This window comes from Sorangium sp. So ce321 (assembly GCF_051530195.1).
Taxonomy (GTDB): Bacteria; Myxococcota_A; Polyangia; order Polyangiales; family Polyangiaceae; genus Sorangium.
Genome location: NZ_CP150329.1, coordinates 14,205,233 through 14,221,580 on the forward strand (window position 1 = coordinate 14,205,233; position 16,348 = coordinate 14,221,580).

The 16,348-nt window shown below is 69.4% G+C and carries 9 protein-coding genes; 6 read left to right on the forward strand and 3 right to left on the reverse strand.

All coding sequences use genetic code 11. From position 1 onward, the window contains the following. Positions 1 to 160: 160 nt before the first annotated feature. Complete coding sequence (locus WME89_RS52830) at positions 161 to 649, forward strand: DUF2452 domain-containing protein (protein ID WP_437655385.1); 489 nt, start codon at positions 161 to 163, stop codon at positions 647 to 649. 27 nt (positions 650 to 676) lie between these two features. Here the strand turns inward: WME89_RS52830 and WME89_RS52835 are convergent, their stop codons facing one another. Continuing rightward, positions 677 to 1,663, reverse strand: a complete 987-nt coding sequence (locus WME89_RS52835) for an NAD(P)H-quinone oxidoreductase (RefSeq protein WP_438007063.1) — start codon at positions 1,661 to 1,663, stop codon at positions 677 to 679. 25 nt (positions 1,664 to 1,688) lie between these two features. After that, entirely contained in the window at positions 1,689 to 2,816 is a 1,128-nt protein-coding gene (locus WME89_RS52840; protein ID WP_437655382.1) for a serine/threonine-protein kinase, read from the reverse strand. A gap of 493 nt (positions 2,817 to 3,309) precedes the next feature. On the opposite strand from WME89_RS52840, the gene WME89_RS52845 reads away from it, so the two are divergent. The 5 genes from WME89_RS52845 (at position 3,310) to WME89_RS52865 (ending at position 12,974) form a co-directional block, all read left to right on the forward strand. Beyond that, entirely contained in the window at positions 3,310 to 4,986 is a 1,677-nt protein-coding gene (locus WME89_RS52845; RefSeq protein WP_438007064.1) for a serine/threonine-protein kinase, read from the forward strand. 373 nt (positions 4,987 to 5,359) lie between these two features. After that, positions 5,360 to 8,446, forward strand: a complete 3,087-nt coding sequence (locus tag WME89_RS52850) for an AAA family ATPase (protein ID WP_438007065.1) — start codon at positions 5,360 to 5,362, stop codon at positions 8,444 to 8,446. A gap of 189 nt (positions 8,447 to 8,635) precedes the next feature. Beyond that, positions 8,636 to 10,879: an SLC26A/SulP transporter family protein gene (locus tag WME89_RS52855; protein WP_438007066.1), complete on the forward strand. Its 2,244-nt coding sequence runs from the start codon at positions 8,636 to 8,638 to the stop codon at positions 10,877 to 10,879. A gap of 129 nt (positions 10,880 to 11,008) precedes the next feature. Then, positions 11,009 to 12,073 (forward strand): polyamine ABC transporter substrate-binding protein, encoded by a 1,065-nt coding sequence (locus WME89_RS52860; RefSeq protein ID WP_438007067.1) that lies wholly within the window; start codon positions 11,009 to 11,011, stop codon positions 12,071 to 12,073. A gap of 313 nt (positions 12,074 to 12,386) precedes the next feature. After that, positions 12,387 to 12,974, forward strand: a complete 588-nt coding sequence (locus WME89_RS52865; RefSeq protein ID WP_438007068.1) for a GNAT family N-acetyltransferase — start codon at positions 12,387 to 12,389, stop codon at positions 12,972 to 12,974. 454 nt (positions 12,975 to 13,428) lie between these two features. On the opposite strand, the gene WME89_RS52870 is transcribed toward WME89_RS52865, so the two are convergent. Then, positions 13,429 to 16,332: a TonB-dependent receptor domain-containing protein gene (locus tag WME89_RS52870; protein ID WP_438007069.1), complete on the reverse strand. Its 2,904-nt coding sequence runs from the start codon at positions 16,330 to 16,332 to the stop codon at positions 13,429 to 13,431. Between the last annotated feature and the right edge of the window lie 16 nt (positions 16,333 to 16,348).

Here is a 16,348-nt window from a genome sequence, read left to right on the forward strand (position 1 = left end):
GGCCGCCGGGGCGGCGCCCCGGCGACAGCGCACGCGCGGCCGGACGAACCGACGAGCCGACGAGCCCGCCGCGGCGCTCGCCCGAGCCGGCCGGAACGGCCTTCCGGCGCCGTCGCCGCTACAGCGCGGCGGCGCGCTGCACTAAGCTCCGGGTCTCCGCATGAGCGACGACGGCTACACCAAGCACGGCGCCGGCCGCCACGACGGTCCCGCCAGCACCTCGCCCTACCCCCTGAGCCGGCTCTCCGCGCCGCACGAGCTGGTCGACGTGGCGCGCGAGATCCAGCAGGCCGACGCGCTGCTCGGCGCGGTCACCGGCGGCAAGCTCGCCCAGATCGCCCGGCAGATCCGGGCGCTGCAGGAGCAGGCGCGCCTGGTCCTCGAGGCCGCGCAGCGCGACAGCGACCTGCACCGGGCGGCGTGCAATTTCAAGAAGCGGCCCGGCCACGTCTACCACCTCTACCGGCGCGGCGACGGCGTCCGCTACCTCTCGATGCTCTCCCCCGAGGAGTGGGGCGGCGCGCCGCCGCACGCCTTCGAGGGCTCGTACCGGCTGGAGCTCGACATGTCGTGGACGCCGGCCGACGAGGCCGCGGCCCATGACGCCGAGGCCGGCGCGCTCGCGCGGCTCCTCGGCCGCGGCGAGTGACGCCGTCGTCGATCGTTCACGCGTCGCTCACGCGTCGAGCCGGAGCAGCACCTTCCCGAACGAGGCGTTGCTGGCCATGTAGCTGTGCGCCGCGGCTGCCTCGCCGAGCGGGAAGACCCGGTCGACGATCGGCCGCACCGCGCGGCGCGCGAGCCACGGGGAGATGTTCCGCTCGAGCACCTGCGCCGCCGCGATCTTCTCCTCGAGGGGGCGCGAGCGGAGCACGGTGCCGATCAGCTCGATCCGCTTGCGCAGCAGCTCGCGCAGGTCGAGCTCCGCGGAGCCGCCCGCCGTCAGCCCGACCAGCGCGATGCGAGCGCGCGCCGCGCATGCCTTGAGGTCCTCGTTGACGTACGCGCCGCCGACGAGCTCGAGCACCGCGTCGACCCCGGCGCCGCGCGTCGCCTTCAGCACCTCGTCCGCGAACTTCCCGCCCGACGCCGCGATGCCGGCGTCGAGCCCGAGCTCCCGGCAGCGGTCCAGCTTGTCCTGCGTGCGCGACGTCCCGGCGACGAAGCACCCGAGCGCGCGCGCGATCTGGAGGCCGGCCGTCCCGACGCCGCTGCCGACCGCGTGCACGAGCACGCGCTCGCCGGGGGCGAGCCGGGCGCGCGTCACGAGCGCGTCGTACGCGGTCACGAACGCCTCCGGGACCGCCGCCGCCTCCTCGTCGGAGAGCCCGTCCGGCACCGGCGCTACCTCGCGCTCGTGGGCGACGATCCGCTCGGCGTAGGCGCCGCCCGGCACCAGGCCGAAGACGCGGTCGCCGGGCGCGAAGCGGCGCGCGCCCTTCCCCGTGGCCTCGATCACGCCCGCGTACTCGAGCCCCGGCACGTCCGGCGGCGCGCCCGGCGGCGCGGGGTACATGCCGAGCCGCTGCAGCAGATCGGCGCGGTTCACCCCGGCGAAGCGGACGGCCACGCGCACGTGCCCCTCGGGCACGTCGGGCGCTTCCACCTCGCGCACCTCGAGGACCTCAGGACCGCCTGGCTCGCGAATGACGACGGCTCGCATCGCTTCACCCCACCGCTCGTGCCGCTCACTCTTCCATGGGCGGCGGCAGGACGCTCTTCCGGTAGAAGTACTCCACCTTCTCCGAGTCCGGATCGGCGGGCTCGCCCGTCGGCTCCGGCGGCGCGCCGCCGCCGATCGCCGCCTCGATCTGCACCTGCTCGAGCGCGTCCAGCATCGAGGCCGCGCTCGGGAAGCGCTCCTCGCGGTCGAGCGCGAGCGCGCGCATCGTCGCGACGTCCAGCGAGTGGGGGACCTCGGGGCGCAGCATGCGCGGGCGGATCGGCTTGACGCGCTGGATCTCCGCGAGCAGGGCCGCCGGCGTCGGCGCCTTGAACGGCAGCTGTCCGGTGAGCATCACGTAGAGCAGCATGCCCACGGAGTAGAGGTCCGCGCGCGCGTCGAGGTCGCGGACCCCCTGCGCCTGCTCCGGCGCCATGAACGCGGGGGTGCCGGCCACCGCGTGGCTCCCCGCCGCGCCCGTCGAGACGAGGATCGACGGCCCCGACCCGTTGTTGAACGCCTCGGCGACGCCGAAGTCGAGCACCTTCACGGTGAGCGGGCCGCGGTCGCCGCCGACGAGGCAGATGTTGTCCGGCTTGAGATCGCGGTGGAGGATGCCCTCGGCGTGCGTGACGATCAGCGCGCTGAGCACCTGCACGGCCACGTCCAGCACGACGGAGATGGGCATGGGGCGCTCTCGCCCGAGCCGCTCGGTGATGGTGTCGCCCTCCAGGCGCTCCATCACGAGGTAGGGCGTCCCGTCCTCGAGCACGCCGAGATCGTACACCTCGACGATGTTCGGGTGGCCGAACCGGCCCGCGACAGCGGCCTCGTTGTGGAAGCGGGCGATCGCCGTCTTGCTCTGCGCGTACTGGGCGCGGAGCGTCTTGATCGCGACCCGGCGCCGCAGGCCGATATGGATGGCGTCGTAGACCATCCCCATGCCGCCCTTCGCGATGACGCCGAGGATGCGGTAGCGGTCGTGCAGGAGCCGGCCGACGAGGGGCGCCTCCTTCGTCGGCCGCGGCTGATCCGGATCGATATCGGGCGGCAGCGGGCCGTCCACCGGCCACATCGACTCGCCCCTGCTCGTCGGCGGCACCCGCGTCGAGGAGGGCGGGGCGACGCTGGGCGTGAGCGCCGTTCCGTGCACCGGGCACCTTTCGGTGTCCGAGGGGTGCGGCAACCCGCACGCCTGGCATCGGATAAAGTGCTGCGGCGGCATCGGGGACCCGGTCAGAGTACGGGTACATCCGCCCATGCAGCAAGCTCGTTCAGGGACCAAGCGTCCCGGCTGGGGGCACACGCCCACAGCGTGCGGTCGGGTAGCCAACGGATGTCAACTTCAGCAGCTGGGTTGGATCGGCTCGCGGCTTACGGTAGGCTGAGCTCAACGTGCCGCGACCAGTCCGGAAGACCAGGCCGGCGAGCGCGGGCGGTGCCGCAAGCGGGGCAGGTCCCGGAGTTTGCAAAAAAATTGCAAAAAAACGTCAAGGAACGTGAGCCGGACGTAGGCCGGACGTAAGCGAGACGTAGGCCAGAACGTAAGTCGAACGAAGGCAAGCGCGTGACGGGATCGGGGTACGCTTTCCCCGACTGCCAGCAGTGGGGGCCAGCGGGATGGGAAGGGGAAAGAGACAGAGGCCATGAGCACGGCGGAGAAGCTTTCGGACGGTGCCTCGTCGGCCAGCGGTGAGTCCGATCCGCTGCTGGGAAAGGTCTTGAATCAGAAGTTCAAGATCCACTCCCTCCTCGCGACGGGCGGCATGGGGGTCATCTACCGCGGAGAGCAGATCGCGCTCGAGCGCCAGGTCGCCATCAAGGTCCTGACCCCCACCAACGCTTCGAATCAGATCGACCCCAACTTTCATAAGCGCTTCTTCCTCGAGGCGAGCATCCTCGCCAGGCTCCAGCACCCGAACATCGTCACGGTCTTCGATTACGGCCGAGTCGAGAACATGGAGCCCGAGCGGTACTTCATGGCGATGGAGTTCCTCGAGGGCGAGACGCTCTTCCGGCGGCTGCGCAAGGCCGGCCGCCTGTCGGCGCCCGACGCGATGGGCATCGCCCGGCAGATCGCGCGCGGGCTGCGCGAGGCGCACAAGCACGGCGTCGTGCACCGCGATCTGAAGCCGTCGAACGTCATGCTCGTCCCCGGCGAGGACACCGGCGAGCTCGTCAAGATCCTCGATTTCGGCCTCGTCAAGGTGCTCGCGGACGACTCGGAGGAGCTCACGCAGCAGGGCTCGTTCCTCGGCTCCCCGCGCTTCATGTCGCCGGAGCAGATCTCCCACGGCAAGGTCGATCTCCGGACCGACGTCTACTCGCTGGGCGTGATCGTCTATCAGATGCTCTGCGGGAAGGTCCCGTTCGAGGCGCAGAACTCGGTCCAGATCCTGATCGCCCACCTGCAGCAGCCCGTCCCGCGGATGCGCGAGCGCAACCCGGAGGCCGACGTGCCCGAGCCGCTCGAGGCGTTCGTGCTGCGCTGCCTGTCGAAGGAGCCGGACGGCCGTCCGGCCAACATGGAGTCCTTCATCCGCGGGCTCGGCGAGTGCGCGCAGGCGATGGGCCTGTCCCCGGCGTTCGGCTCGACGGGCCTCGTGACCATGGACTCCGGCGGCACCGGCCGGATGCCGACGCCGATGCCGCCCGTGCGCGTGATGACGGCGATCCCCGCGAGCCCCTCGCCCCCGTCGTCGGCCTCCGGCGCGGCCTCGCAGGTGGACGACGCGTCGCTCGGCGCCGCCTCGCGCCCGGCCGACGCGGCGCCCCAGGGCCGCAAGGGCATCGTGCTCGTCGCGGCCGGGGTCCTCGCTGTCGCGGGCATCGGGATCGCGATGTCGCAGATGCGCCCGAGCGAGCCGGCGGCGACCGCCGCCCCGGCGCCGGACAAACCGCAGGTCGCCCAGGCGCCCGCGGACGTCGGGTCGTTCGTGCTGATGGTCGAGTCCATGCCGTCCGGCGCCGAGGTCCTGGAGGATGGCAAGCCCCTCGGCAACACGCCGCTCCAGCTCTCGATCACGAACAGCTCGGTGCGCGCGAACCCGCGCCGGCTGACCGTGCGGCACGAGGGGTACGAGCCGTACTCGATCGTCCAGGGCCCCTCGGACCAGTCGGTGCGTCTGGTGGCCACGCTCACGAAGCAGGCGGCCGCACCGACGAGCACGCCGGCTGCGCCGACGGCGGCCCCGGCGGCCCCGGCAGCCCCGGCGGCCCGGCCCTATTACGGGCGGCCGGCCGCGAGGCCCACACCCCCTGCCGACTCGCCGCCGCCCTCTCCCCCTCCCGCTCGGCCGCTGGATATCCAGATCGAACGATGATCCACCAGCGCCCCGCACATCTCCTCGCCGCGCCCCCGTCTGTCCAGGCCGCGCGGCCGCTCTGGGCGGATGTCCCTGCCTGCGCGGTGGCGCCTGTTTCCAGGCTCACCCCCGCGGTCGGCCGCCCGCGAGGCGCTGATGTGCCGCGCTCTGCGGAACGCGCGCACGCTCACCTGCCCGCGCGGCGCCAGGCCCAGGCCGCGCAGCGCCCGGCCGCGCAGCGCATGAACTGGGGCGCGCAGATCGACAGCGCCGCCGATCGAAGATCCCGGTATTCATCTGTTCCCGCCGGCAGTAGACTCCAGGCTCTGCCTCCCGCAGACGCGCTTCCCAGGCCGATTCCAAGCGGGATCCGTTGCTGAGGAGCAAGGAAATGAACCCGCTCGTCCCCGACTTCATCATCCAGCAAGACGCTCTCGGCAACACCGAGGGCAGCTTCACGGGGGCGGTGTTGATGATCGACATCCCCGGCTTCACCGAGCTCACGGAGAAGCTGATGCAGCACGGGCGCGCGGGCGCGGAGACGCTCGCGGGCACGCTCCGGTACTACTTCGACCCGCTCATCGCCGCGGTCCACCACGCCGGAGGCTTCATCACGAACTTCGCGGGCGACGCGTTCACGGCGCTGTTCCAGGACACGCCCGACCGCAAGGTCGCGGAGTACGTGCTCGGCGCGGCGCTGTCGATGCGCGATCTGTTCGCCGAGCACCCCGAGCGCGACACGCCGTTCGGCAGCTTCCCGTTCTCGTTCCGGATGGGGCTCGCGTGGGGCTCGGTCGAGTGGGGCATCGTCCGCATCTCCCCGGAGCGCGCGTACTACCACTTCCACGGGCAGGCGCTCGCCGCGTGCGTCGCGATCGAGCGGCAAGCGCAGAAGGGGGACATCCTCCTCGACCGCGCGCTCTGCGACCGCATCCCGCCCGCGAGCGCGAAGTACCACGGCGAGGGCGTCTACAAGCTCGGCGACGTGCCGGCGCCGAGGATGCCGCAGGTCCCGCGCAACCCGCCGCGCGGCGAGGGCACCGCCTTCGTGGCGAGGGGCGTCGCCGACATGCCGCCGGAGGGCGAGTTCCGCAACGTCACGAGCGTCTTCCTCTCGTTCGAGCAGATCCCGAGCTTCGCGGAGCTCACGCGCCTCCTGCACGAGCTCTCGGAGCTGTACGGCGGCACCTTCACGGGCATCGACGCGGGCGATCTCGGCATCGCCGCGCTGATCCACTTCGGCGCGCCGATCACGCACGAGAACGACAACGATCGCGCGCTCGACTTCGCGCTGGAGCTGAAGAAGCGCGGCCTCCGGCAGATGCGCCTCCGCGCGGGGATCACGCGCGACGTCCGCTACGCCGGCTTCAACGGCGGCACCGAGCGCAACGAGTTCGCGTGCATCGGCCGCGCGACGAACCTCGCCGCGCGCCTCGTCGCGAAGGCCCCCTGGTCGGCGATCTGGGCCGACGAGCAGGTCTTCCGCGCCGGCGAGACGAGCTACCAGTGGACGACGGAGAACATCTTCCGGTTCAAGGGCTTCGACCTGCCCATCCTCGTCTACTCGCTGGAGCGCCGCCGCATCTCGGTCCAGAAGGAGTTCTACGACCTCGGCCTCATCGGCCGCGAGGCGGAGATCGAGCAGCTCGCGCGCTACGTCGGGCCGATCTTCGAGGGCAAGCCGGCCGGGATCACCTACATCGACGGCGAGCCGGGGCTCGGGAAGAGCTACCTCGTGCAGCGCTTCCGCCACCGGTGCGAGGAGCACCAGACCGACCGGCCCTTCCTGTGGATCGACGCGCGCTGTGATCAGACGCTCCAGAGCTCGCTGAATGCGTTCGAGTTCGCGCTGAAGGAGTACTTCTGGGAGTCCTCCGCGCTCGGCAAGGAAGAGAAGCTCACGAACTTCGACGACGCGTTCGAGTACCTCCTCGAGCGGCTGCCCGAGAGCCAGGCCGCGTTGAAGCGCGAGCTCGACCGCGCGCGCTCGGTGTTCGCCGCGCTCATCGGCATCCGCTGGGAGGACTCGCCGTACGAGCGCCTGCACCCGAAGCTCCGGTACACGAGCACGCTCTCGGCGCTCAGCTTCGTGTTCCTCGCCGAGGCCTCGCTCCAGCCGGTGATCCTCCACCTCGAGGACGCGCACTGGGCTGACGAGGACTCGCTCGAGGCGGTGCGCGTCATCGCGCGCGCGTGCAGGGGGCTGCCCATCGCGATCATCTGCACGACGCGGCGCAAGGACGACGGCACCCCGGTGCGCATCCCGCTCGACCCGGGCATCTCCGAGAAGGTGATCGAGCTGAAGCCGCTGCCGCGCGAGCAGCTCCTCGCGCTCGCGGTCCCGTTCTTCGGCGGGCCGATGCCGGACATGCTCGCGACGCTCCTCTGCGAGACGGCGGGCGGCAACCCGTTCTTCGCGCAGGAGATCCTCGCCTACTGGCTCGAGGACGGGCGCTACGGCTCGAGCTCGAGCTCCATCTCGATCTCGAACACGTTCATGCCGCCGAAGAACGTGAACAGCCTGCTGATCTCGCGGCTCGACCGGCTCGACGCGAAGGTGAAGCAGACGATCGTCGCCGCGGCCGTCCTCGGGCGCGAGTTCGACCTGCGCGTGCTCGCGCTGATGCTCCCCGACGCCTCCGTCCTCGAGGAGCACGTGCGCATCGGCGAGGCGCAGTGCATCTGGTCGCAGATGACGGAGCGGCGCTTCCAGTTCAGCAACGCGCTGCTCCGCAACGCGGCCTACGAGATGCAGTCCCGCGCGCGCCTGCAGGAGCTCCACCGGCTCGCCGCCGAGGCGATCGAGAGCCTGTACGGCGACGACCTCGAGGACCAGCTCGTGGCGCTCGGCCGGCACTGGCGGCGCGCGGGCAAGGTCGATCACGCGCGCCGCTACTTCCTCGCGGGCGCGCGCAAGGCGGCCGCGCGCTACGCGCACGAGGAGGCGACGCGGCTCTACCGCGTCTACTTCAAGCTCTCGCCCGAGCCCACGCCCGAGAGCGTCATCGTGCGCTACGAGTTCGCGCGCGACGTCCTCGAGGCGAGGAATCGGTACCAGGAGGCGCGGCAGGAGCACATCCGCGTGCTCACGGACGCGCAGAAGCTCGGCGATCGCGCGTCCGAGGCGCTCGGCTTCCTCGGCCTCGGCCGCACGCACTGGGCGATGCAGCAGCCCGACGACGCGCGCACGTACTGGGAAGAGGGGCTGCGCGCCGCGCGTGAGGCGGGCAACCTTCCGACCGAGGGGCTCACGCTGGCGAGCCTCGGGATGGCCTACGCCGTACAGGGCCGTTACGATGCCGCGCGAACGCTCTACCACCGCGCGATCGCGATCGAGCGGCAGATCGGCAACCGGCGCGAGGAGGCGAGGCTCCTCGCGGAGTTCGCGAAGCTGCACCGGCTGAGCGGCCATCTCGGCGAGGCGGAGGCTCTGCAGGAGCAGGCCGCCGCGATCGAGCGTGAGCTGGGCGCCTCCTGAGCCGGCGCGGGGGGCCGGAGCGCCCCCCGCCCGCCGCTCCGTGAACATCGTCGCCGCGATCGGCGCTGCCGCATACCTGCCCGGCGGCAGAATCGCTATGCTCGGCTCGCCCGGGGGGCGGCGCTAGCGCGCCTCGGACCCCGGAGCAGCGCGGATTTCGCCACATCGTCCGAGAGGTCGCTCAAGAGCATGACACAGCAGGAAGCAGGGGACGTTGCGGAGCCGGTGCGCGAGGAGCAGCTCGGCACGGCGAAGCGGCTCAAGCTGGTCCAGGCGCTCCTGGCCGCTGGCGTTTCGGGGACGCTGGTCGTCACCTTCGACATCTCTCTCGCCGCGCTCGTGTTCACGCACGACTTCGCGGATCGCCTGTCGAAGGGCATCGGCATCTTCCTGATCAGCTCCGTCATCGTCGGGGTGATCGTCGCCCTCCTCAGCTCGTTCCGGCCCGTCATCGCCGCGCCGCAGGAGGACGCCGCCGTCATCTTCGCCTCGATGGCCACGGCGATCGCGGTCGGCGTCCACAAGATCGACCCGAACGCGGACGCGTTTCCGACGGTGATCGTCGCGATCGCGCTCACGTCGGTCGTCGCCGGCGGCTTCTTCCTGCTGCTCGGGCTGCTCCGCCTCGGCGTCCTCGTCCGCTTCATCCCCTATCCCGTGGCCGGCGGCTTCCTCGCGGGCGCTGGCTGGCTGCTGGTCAAGGGGTCCCTGTCGGTCATGTCCAACCAGCCCGTCACGCTGGACACGCTGGGCCTGCTCTACTCGACCTCGCTGGACAAGTGCCTCACGGGCCTCCTGTTCGGCCTGCTCCTCGTGGCGCTCCTCCGGCGTTACACGAACCTCCTGCTCCTGCCGATCCTGCTCCTCGGCTCGACGGTGGTCTTCTATTTCATCCTCTACATCTCGGACTCCAGCGTCACACAGGCGTTCTCGGACGGGTGGCTCCTCGGGCCGTTCCCGCGCGAAGGGCTCTGGCCCCCCGTCATGGCGTCCGATCTCCAGAAGGTGAACTGGAGCGTCCTGCTCAGCGAGGGCGGCGGCAACATGGTGGCCGTCACGGTCATGGCGGCCATCACCGTGCTCCTCAGCGCGTCCGGCGTGGAGCTCGCCACCGAGCAGGAGATCGACCTCGATCGGGAGCTGCGGGCCACGGGGGTCGCCAACATCATCGGGAGCATCTTCGGGGGCGTCGTCGGGTACATGTCGATGCCCGAGTCGTCGATGAACTTCAAGACCGGCGCGAACACCCGCCTCGCCGGCCTCTTCGCGGCGTCGATCAGCGCGCTCGTGCTCATCGTCGGCGCCGACGCGATCAGCTACTACCCGCGCCCCGTGCTCGGGGGCCTGGTCGCGTACCTCGGCTTCCACTTCCTGATCAACACGCTGTACGAGGGCTACTTCCGGCTGCGCCGGACCGAGTACCTCGTCGTGGTGCTCATCCTCCTCGTCGTGGCCGTCTCGGACTTCCTCCGCGGGGTCGCGGTGGGGCTCGGCGTGTCGCTCATCCTGTTCGCGCTCAGCTACAGCCGCATCGAGGTCATCCGCAACGCCATCTCCGGCCTGCACCTGCGCAGCAACGTGGCCCGCAGCGACGGCGAGGAGATGACGCTGCTGGAGCGCGCCAAGCAGTTGTACATCCTGCAGCTCCAGGGCTATGTCTTCTTCGGGACGGCGTACAACCTCCTCACGAGCGCGCAGCAGCGCATCCAGAGCACGGACGGGGAGATACGGTATCTGCTCCTCGACTTCCGGCACGTGAACGGGCTCGACTCCTCGGCCATCGCCAGCTTCCTCCGGCTCCGGCGGCTCGCGAAGGCGCACGGCGTGCGGCTGATCCTCACCGAGGTCCCGGCGGACATCAGGAACCACCTCGAGCGCGGCGAGGTCGTGATCGAGAACGACGACCTGTGCCGGATCTACCCGGATCTGGACCGCGGCCTCGAGGCGTGTGAGAACGAGATCATCCAGGAGGCGCCCCCGAGCATGCTGCCGCCGCCCATGCTCTTCTACGATCTCCAGGACGTCTTCAACGGCAGGCCGGAGATGCTTCGCTTTCTTGGCTACCTGGAGCGCGTCGAGGCCCCCGCGGGGTTCGACCTGTTCCGGCAAGGGGACGTCTCCAAGGACCTCTACCTCATCGAGAGCGGTGAGCTTACAGCATGGCTTGAAATTGACGGGAAGAAGATAAAGCGGCTCCGCACCATGGGACCAGGATCGGTGGTCGGGGAATCTGGTCTATACATGGGCGAGAAACGTTCGGCGACCGTGACGGCGAGCCGCCAGGCCACGCTTTACCGGCTATCGGAGGACGCGCTGCAGCGGCTCACCGCCGAGGCTCCCGAGCTGGCGGCCGCGTTCCATCACTTCGTGGTTACGTTGCTTGCGCGCAGAATCGTTCACTCGACTGGTCCTGTCAAATCATTGTTCAACTAGAGCGAAGAACGTCCGAGCACGCCGCGTTCCCGCAAGATGCCTTGAACAAGCAGGAGAAAGGACTGACTGATGCAATACAGACGTAGACCCCTGGTGCTGGTTTCGATGCTGCTGGGGGTCCTTTCGCTTATGGCTTGCAATAGCAAGAAGGACCCCGCGCCCGCGGGGCAGGAGTCTGGCTCCGCCGCCAAAGCAGCCGCGCCCGCAGAGGTAGGCGAGCTGAACCTGCTGATCTTCCCGGACTACATCGACGAGAAGATCATCAAGGACTTCGAGGTTCAGACCAAGGCGCAGGTGCGGCTGACCAGGTATGACTCCACCGAGGAGATGGAGAGCAAGCTGGCCTACGCGGGCGCGGAGAGCCAGTACGACGTCGTGATCATGGCCAGCCAGATCCTGCCCAGGATGGTGCGGCGCGGGCTCATCAGGCCGCTGGATCACGCGCAGATCCCGAACCTCAAGAACCTGGAGCCGCGGTTCTCCGGGGCCGGGTTCGACGACAACAACAAGCACGGCGTGCCGTACCAGTGGGGCACCGTCGGCATCGTCTACAACAAGAAGAAGCTGCCCAACCTCGAGCCCTCGTGGTCCTCGGTGCTCGATCCCCAGAAGCTGGCGGGGACGTTCGTGCTGCTCGACGAGCAGCGCGACATGCTGGGCTCGGTGCTCAAGTACAAGGGCTTCTCGAGCAACACGACGAACGCGAACGAGATCCGCGAGGCGGGCCGCGTCCTCAAGGAGGTCAAGAAGCAGCCGAAGTGCCTCGGCTTCAAGGGCGGCGTGGGCGCGATGGAGGACGTGAGGGCGGGCTCCGTCGACATGGCGGTCGTCTGGAACGGGGACGCCCAGAAGCAGATCGAGCAGGACAAGGAGCGCCTCGCCTTCGTGATCCCCAAGGAAGGCTCCGTCATCTGGGTCGACGTGATGACGATCGCGGCAAAGGCGCCTCACCCCGAGCTGGCGCACAAGTTCATCAATCACGTGCTCACGCCGGAGGGCGGCGCGCAGCTCTCGATGTACACCAAGTACGCGTCGCCGAACGCCGCCGCGCAGGGCAAGCTGCCCGAGCAGGATCGGACGAACACGCTCATCTACCCGACCAAAGAGGTGGCCGATCGCCTCGAGCACCATCGCGACCTTGGCGAGGCAGCCAAGGTGTTCGACGAGGTGTGGACGGAAGTGAAGTCGCAGTGAGGCCTTCCTCGAAGGCCTTCTTCGACGATCCATGGGAGCGCGACGCGCGACGTCAGGCGCAGGGAAGCACCTGCGCCCACGTGCACTGACACCCACTCTCTGTGAAGTTGACTGTCTGACCGCCGCTGCCGGCGGCATGCGGGCTCTGCCGCGCCCGCCGGATCCGCCGTCATTCCCCGGGGGGGGAGGCGCTCGGCTGGCGCGCGGCGCGACGCCGCGCGCGACGGCACAATCTGGACGCACACATGCCAGATTCCCGCATTGCGTGGCGGAACGATGATAGGCTCGGCTCTATACCTGGGAGAACCCCCTGATGAGCAGCCTTGTCGATCTTCCATTCGCTGTGCATCCCCGCATCGAGACAGAGCGTCTGATCCTGCGTGAGATCACGGAGTCTGACGCTGAAGCCTTGTTCGCCGTTTGCTCGGACGATGAGTGGCTGCGGCTGTGGGGCGCCCCCGTCCACAGGACGGTCGCGGACACGAGGAAGATGATCGTCAACCTCAAGCGTGCGCATCAGGAGGGCTCGCAGGTGCGCTGGGGCATCAGCGTCCGGGGCGCGGAGCACCACCTGATCGGCGCCGCGGGGTTCTTCCGCTTCCTGCCGTACCACTACCGCGCCGAGATCACGTACGAGCAGGCGCGCACCGCCAGCGGCAAGGGGTACATGACCGAGGCGCTGCGCGCGGTCGTGGGGTTCGGGTTCGAGCAGCTCGACCTGCACACGATCGAGGCGGGCATCGACCCCGGGCACGGGCCCTCGCTCAGGGTCGCCGAGCGGGTCGGCTTCAAGCGAGAAGGGTACCTCCGGGAGAACTACTTCTTCCAGGGCAAGTTCTACGACACGATCCTGTGTACGATGTTCAGCCCCAAGCCGGCGCAGCGGCCCTACAACAAGTAACGAGGTTCCTTCCGCTCCAGGGTCCGCGAGCTCGTCCGAGGTGCACGGCGCCCGTGGAGGGGGGTCGTGGCGCGGGGCGGGGGATGGGCAGAACTCGCCTGGGACGTCATGCCTCCGCCGTGCACAGCACGCCGGAGGCATGACGTCATTTGGGCTCAGACATCAGCCCATCTCCCGCCCCGCGCCACGACCCCCTCTTCACGGGCGCCTGCCGTTTGTGCTTGGGGGCGTTGCGCTGGCGGCTGCGCTGGCCTTCGGACGGCCAGCGTTCGCCCGTCCCGCGCTGACGAGCGTTGACGAGCTCAGGATCTGACTGCCAGAGCGACGCCGCTCGGGGCCCCTGCTCCCGGCCTGACGGGCACGACGCCGGGAGACAAAAAGAGAACGCCCCTCCGTGGGACGGGAGGGGCGCTCTCGCGCGTCGGGCGGCTGGCGGGACCAGCGCCCGCGTTCCTCAGAGGTTCATGTTGAGCGAGGCGAGGAACGTACGGCCGTTCTGCGGGAACTTGGCGATGGTGTACTGCGCGGCCGTCGGGGCCGTCCAGCGCCAGTCGCCGACGTTGTAGACGCCGACGTTGTAGCGGAGACCGCCGACATCCACCTGCCCGGAGAGGACGATGTCCCAGATCACGGCCGGCTCGGTCTTGGTCTGAGGAGGAAGCGTGGGGTCCTCCTTGATATTGCGGTCGTACCTCGGCCCCTCGACCGTCAAGCGCGACGCCAGGACGACCGCCTTCCCGAAGAGCGGCACCGCGCCGCGGGCCGACCCCATGTGCTCCGGCGAGTTCGGGACCTTGCGCAGCTGGTTCACGCCGCTGTCCTCCAGGTACTGCGCCTTCGCGTAGGAGTACGAGGCCGAGGCCATCCAACCCTGGCGCCACTCGCGGCGCAGCTCGACCTCGCCGCCGACGACCAGGATCGGAACGTCGGTGTTCTCGTAGCGCGTCTTGTCTTCGGGGGTCTGGGTCCCCTGCTGGAAGATCAGGTCGGCGAGGTGGTTCACGTACCCGGCGCCGAGCACCGAGACCGTCGAGGAGAGCCGATGCGTGAACTCGATCTCTCCCGACCAGACCTGTTCTGGCTTGAGGTTCTCGGCGACCGTCTTGTAGGTCTCGGTGTACCCCTGCGCCTCATTCGTCGGGTCTTTGTACGCGTACCCGTAGAACATCTCCTGGATGGAGGGCGCGCGGAACGCGCGGCCGCCGGTGATCTTCACGTTGCCCTGCTCGTAGGGCTTGGCGATGATCGCGACCCGAGGGCTCGGCACGATCTCCCCGAACGTCGAGTAGTAGTCGAAGCGAGAGCCGGCGGAGATGCGGAGCCGCTCCGACGGGGTGATGTCGACGAGCGCATACCCGGCGAAGATCTGGTAAGGGCGCTCGTCCTCTCGGTCCAGTCGCGAGAGCTCCGTCGTCAGCGCAGCCTGATACTCTTCACTGGTTGGATCTTGATTCGGCAGCTGGCTCAGATCTGGCAGCGGCAGGTAGACGAACTTGTCGCAGGAACCATCAAGGCAGATCGTCTCCTGGCCGCGCTGCGTGGCCTGGAAGTGCAGCTGCGCCTCGGCGCCAGCGGTGATCTTCAGCTGCGGGATCGGGCTGAACTCGACCCGCTGCTCCGCCAGCAGCCACATGCCGTTGAACTCTTCCTCATCATAGTACTCTTGCACCTGAAAGACCGTCGGATCGAGCCAGAGCCGGTCGCGGAAGTTGTACACGTTCAAGCTCGCACGGGTGAGCGTCGCCAGCTTGTCCCCGAAGCGCGGCGACAGCGAGGCCTCGATGAACCCACGGGTGTCTCGATAGTACGTGTTGTCGACGCCCAGCTGGGTCTTGGCCACGCCGTTCGGGAGCGTCTTCCAGCGGGAGTTCAGGTAGGCCTGCACCGACAGCGACTTCAACCAGAGCCGGCCCTGGAACGTGCCCACGTTGAACCGGTCAGTATCGCGGGCATACCCGTCGAAGCCAGGGGTCGACGGGTCGTTCCTGTAGTCGCCGAAGTAGTAGTCGCGCCCGAGGCTGCGCGCGGCGCCGACCGACATCCAGACGCCCGAGTCGCGCCCGAGCGGCAGCTGGAACGACCCGCGCCCCCGGATCAGCGAGTTCTCGGCCGTGCCCACGCCGAGGCCCACGCTGGTCGCCGTCGGGCGCCCCTTGGTCACGACGTTGACGACGCCGGAGAAGGCGCCCGTACCGTAGAGCACCGAGCCGGGACCTCGCACGACCTCGATCCGCTCCACGTCCTCCAGGTCCGTCCGGGCCAGGTAGTCGAAGTACGACAGGTTCACCCAGTTGTCGTTCATCGAGTGCCCGTTGAGGAGCGTCAGCATGCGGTTGCCGAAGTCACCCGGCAGGTTGATCCCGCGGACGCCGCCGAAGGTGTACACGCCGTCGTACGTCGTGAAGACGCCGCGCGTGCCCCTCAACGCCTCCGCGACCGTGGGATAGCCCATCGCGCGGATCTCCTGCCCGGGGATGATGGTGACCGAGCCGGGGGCGTCCTCGACGGCCTCCGTCGAACGAGACGCGGCCTCGACCTCCTCGAGCTGCCGGAGCGAGATGTCGATCCGGGTCTGCTGGCCCGCGACGACGTCCGCGGCCTGCTCGACCGGGCGGAAGCCGCGCAGCGAGACGCGCACCCGGCGCTTGCCGCTCTGCACGTTGAGGACCGCCGGCGTGAAGCCCATCGGCTTGCCGTCGACCTCCACGAGCGCGTCGCGCTCGTCCGCGTTGACCACGAGGCTGCCGGTGAGCGGGTTCAGGCGGTAGCGCGCCGGCACCGTCGTCCCGGCCGCGACGTTCACGTCCTGCTCCGACGGCTGATAACCCTCCTGCGACAGGTAGAGGCGATGACGGCCAGGAGGCAGCGTGAGGTCACACGGCGCGGTGCACGCCACCGGCCCGCTCGCGTCGTTGACCCTCACCGCCGTGCCCGTCGTCTCACCGACGACACGCACCGTGCCGACGATGCGCTTGAGCTTGACGGCGACGTTCGTCTGCTCGCCGATCTTCGCCTCGACGTTCTCGACCTCCGCCGGCTCGTATCCCTCGAGGTCGACGATGATCTTGTGCTTGCCAGGCTGGAAGCCGAGGAGGCGGGGCGTGTTGCCGCGACCGCCGAGATCGCGGCGGTTGATGTACACCGTCGCTCCGGGCGGGTCCGTCGTCACGTTGATGACGGCGACGTTGGGCCGGATACGCGCGAGCGCCTCCTCGATCGCGGGCCTGCGCGCCGCGTTCGGCTCGAGCTCGAGCGCCTGGACGTAGTAGCGGAACGCGTCCGGGTACTCCTGGAGCGCCTCGTACGTTCTGGCGATGTTGAAGATGACGTTCCGGTTCGGGACGAGCCGGTTCGACACCAGGAAGTGCTCCAGG

Bases quoted from the DNA above. Each gene is read 5' to 3' on its own strand.
- WME89_RS52830 (WP_437655385.1), top strand. From the start codon at position 161: ATGAGCGACGACGGCTACACCAAGCACGGCGCCGGCCGCCACGACGGT.
- WME89_RS52835 (WP_438007063.1), bottom strand. From the start codon at position 1,663: ATGCGAGCCGTCGTCATTCGCGAGCCAGGCGGTCCTGAGGTCCTCGAG.
- WME89_RS52845 (WP_438007064.1), top strand. From the start codon at position 3,310: ATGAGCACGGCGGAGAAGCTTTCGGACGGTGCCTCGTCGGCCAGCGGT.
- WME89_RS52850 (WP_438007065.1), top strand. From the start codon at position 5,360: ATGAACCCGCTCGTCCCCGACTTCATCATCCAGCAAGACGCTCTCGGC.
- WME89_RS52855 (WP_438007066.1), top strand. From the start codon at position 8,636: ATGACACAGCAGGAAGCAGGGGACGTTGCGGAGCCGGTGCGCGAGGAG.
- WME89_RS52860 (WP_438007067.1), top strand. From the start codon at position 11,009: ATGGCTTGCAATAGCAAGAAGGACCCCGCGCCCGCGGGGCAGGAGTCT.
- WME89_RS52865 (WP_438007068.1), top strand. From the start codon at position 12,387: ATGAGCAGCCTTGTCGATCTTCCATTCGCTGTGCATCCCCGCATCGAG.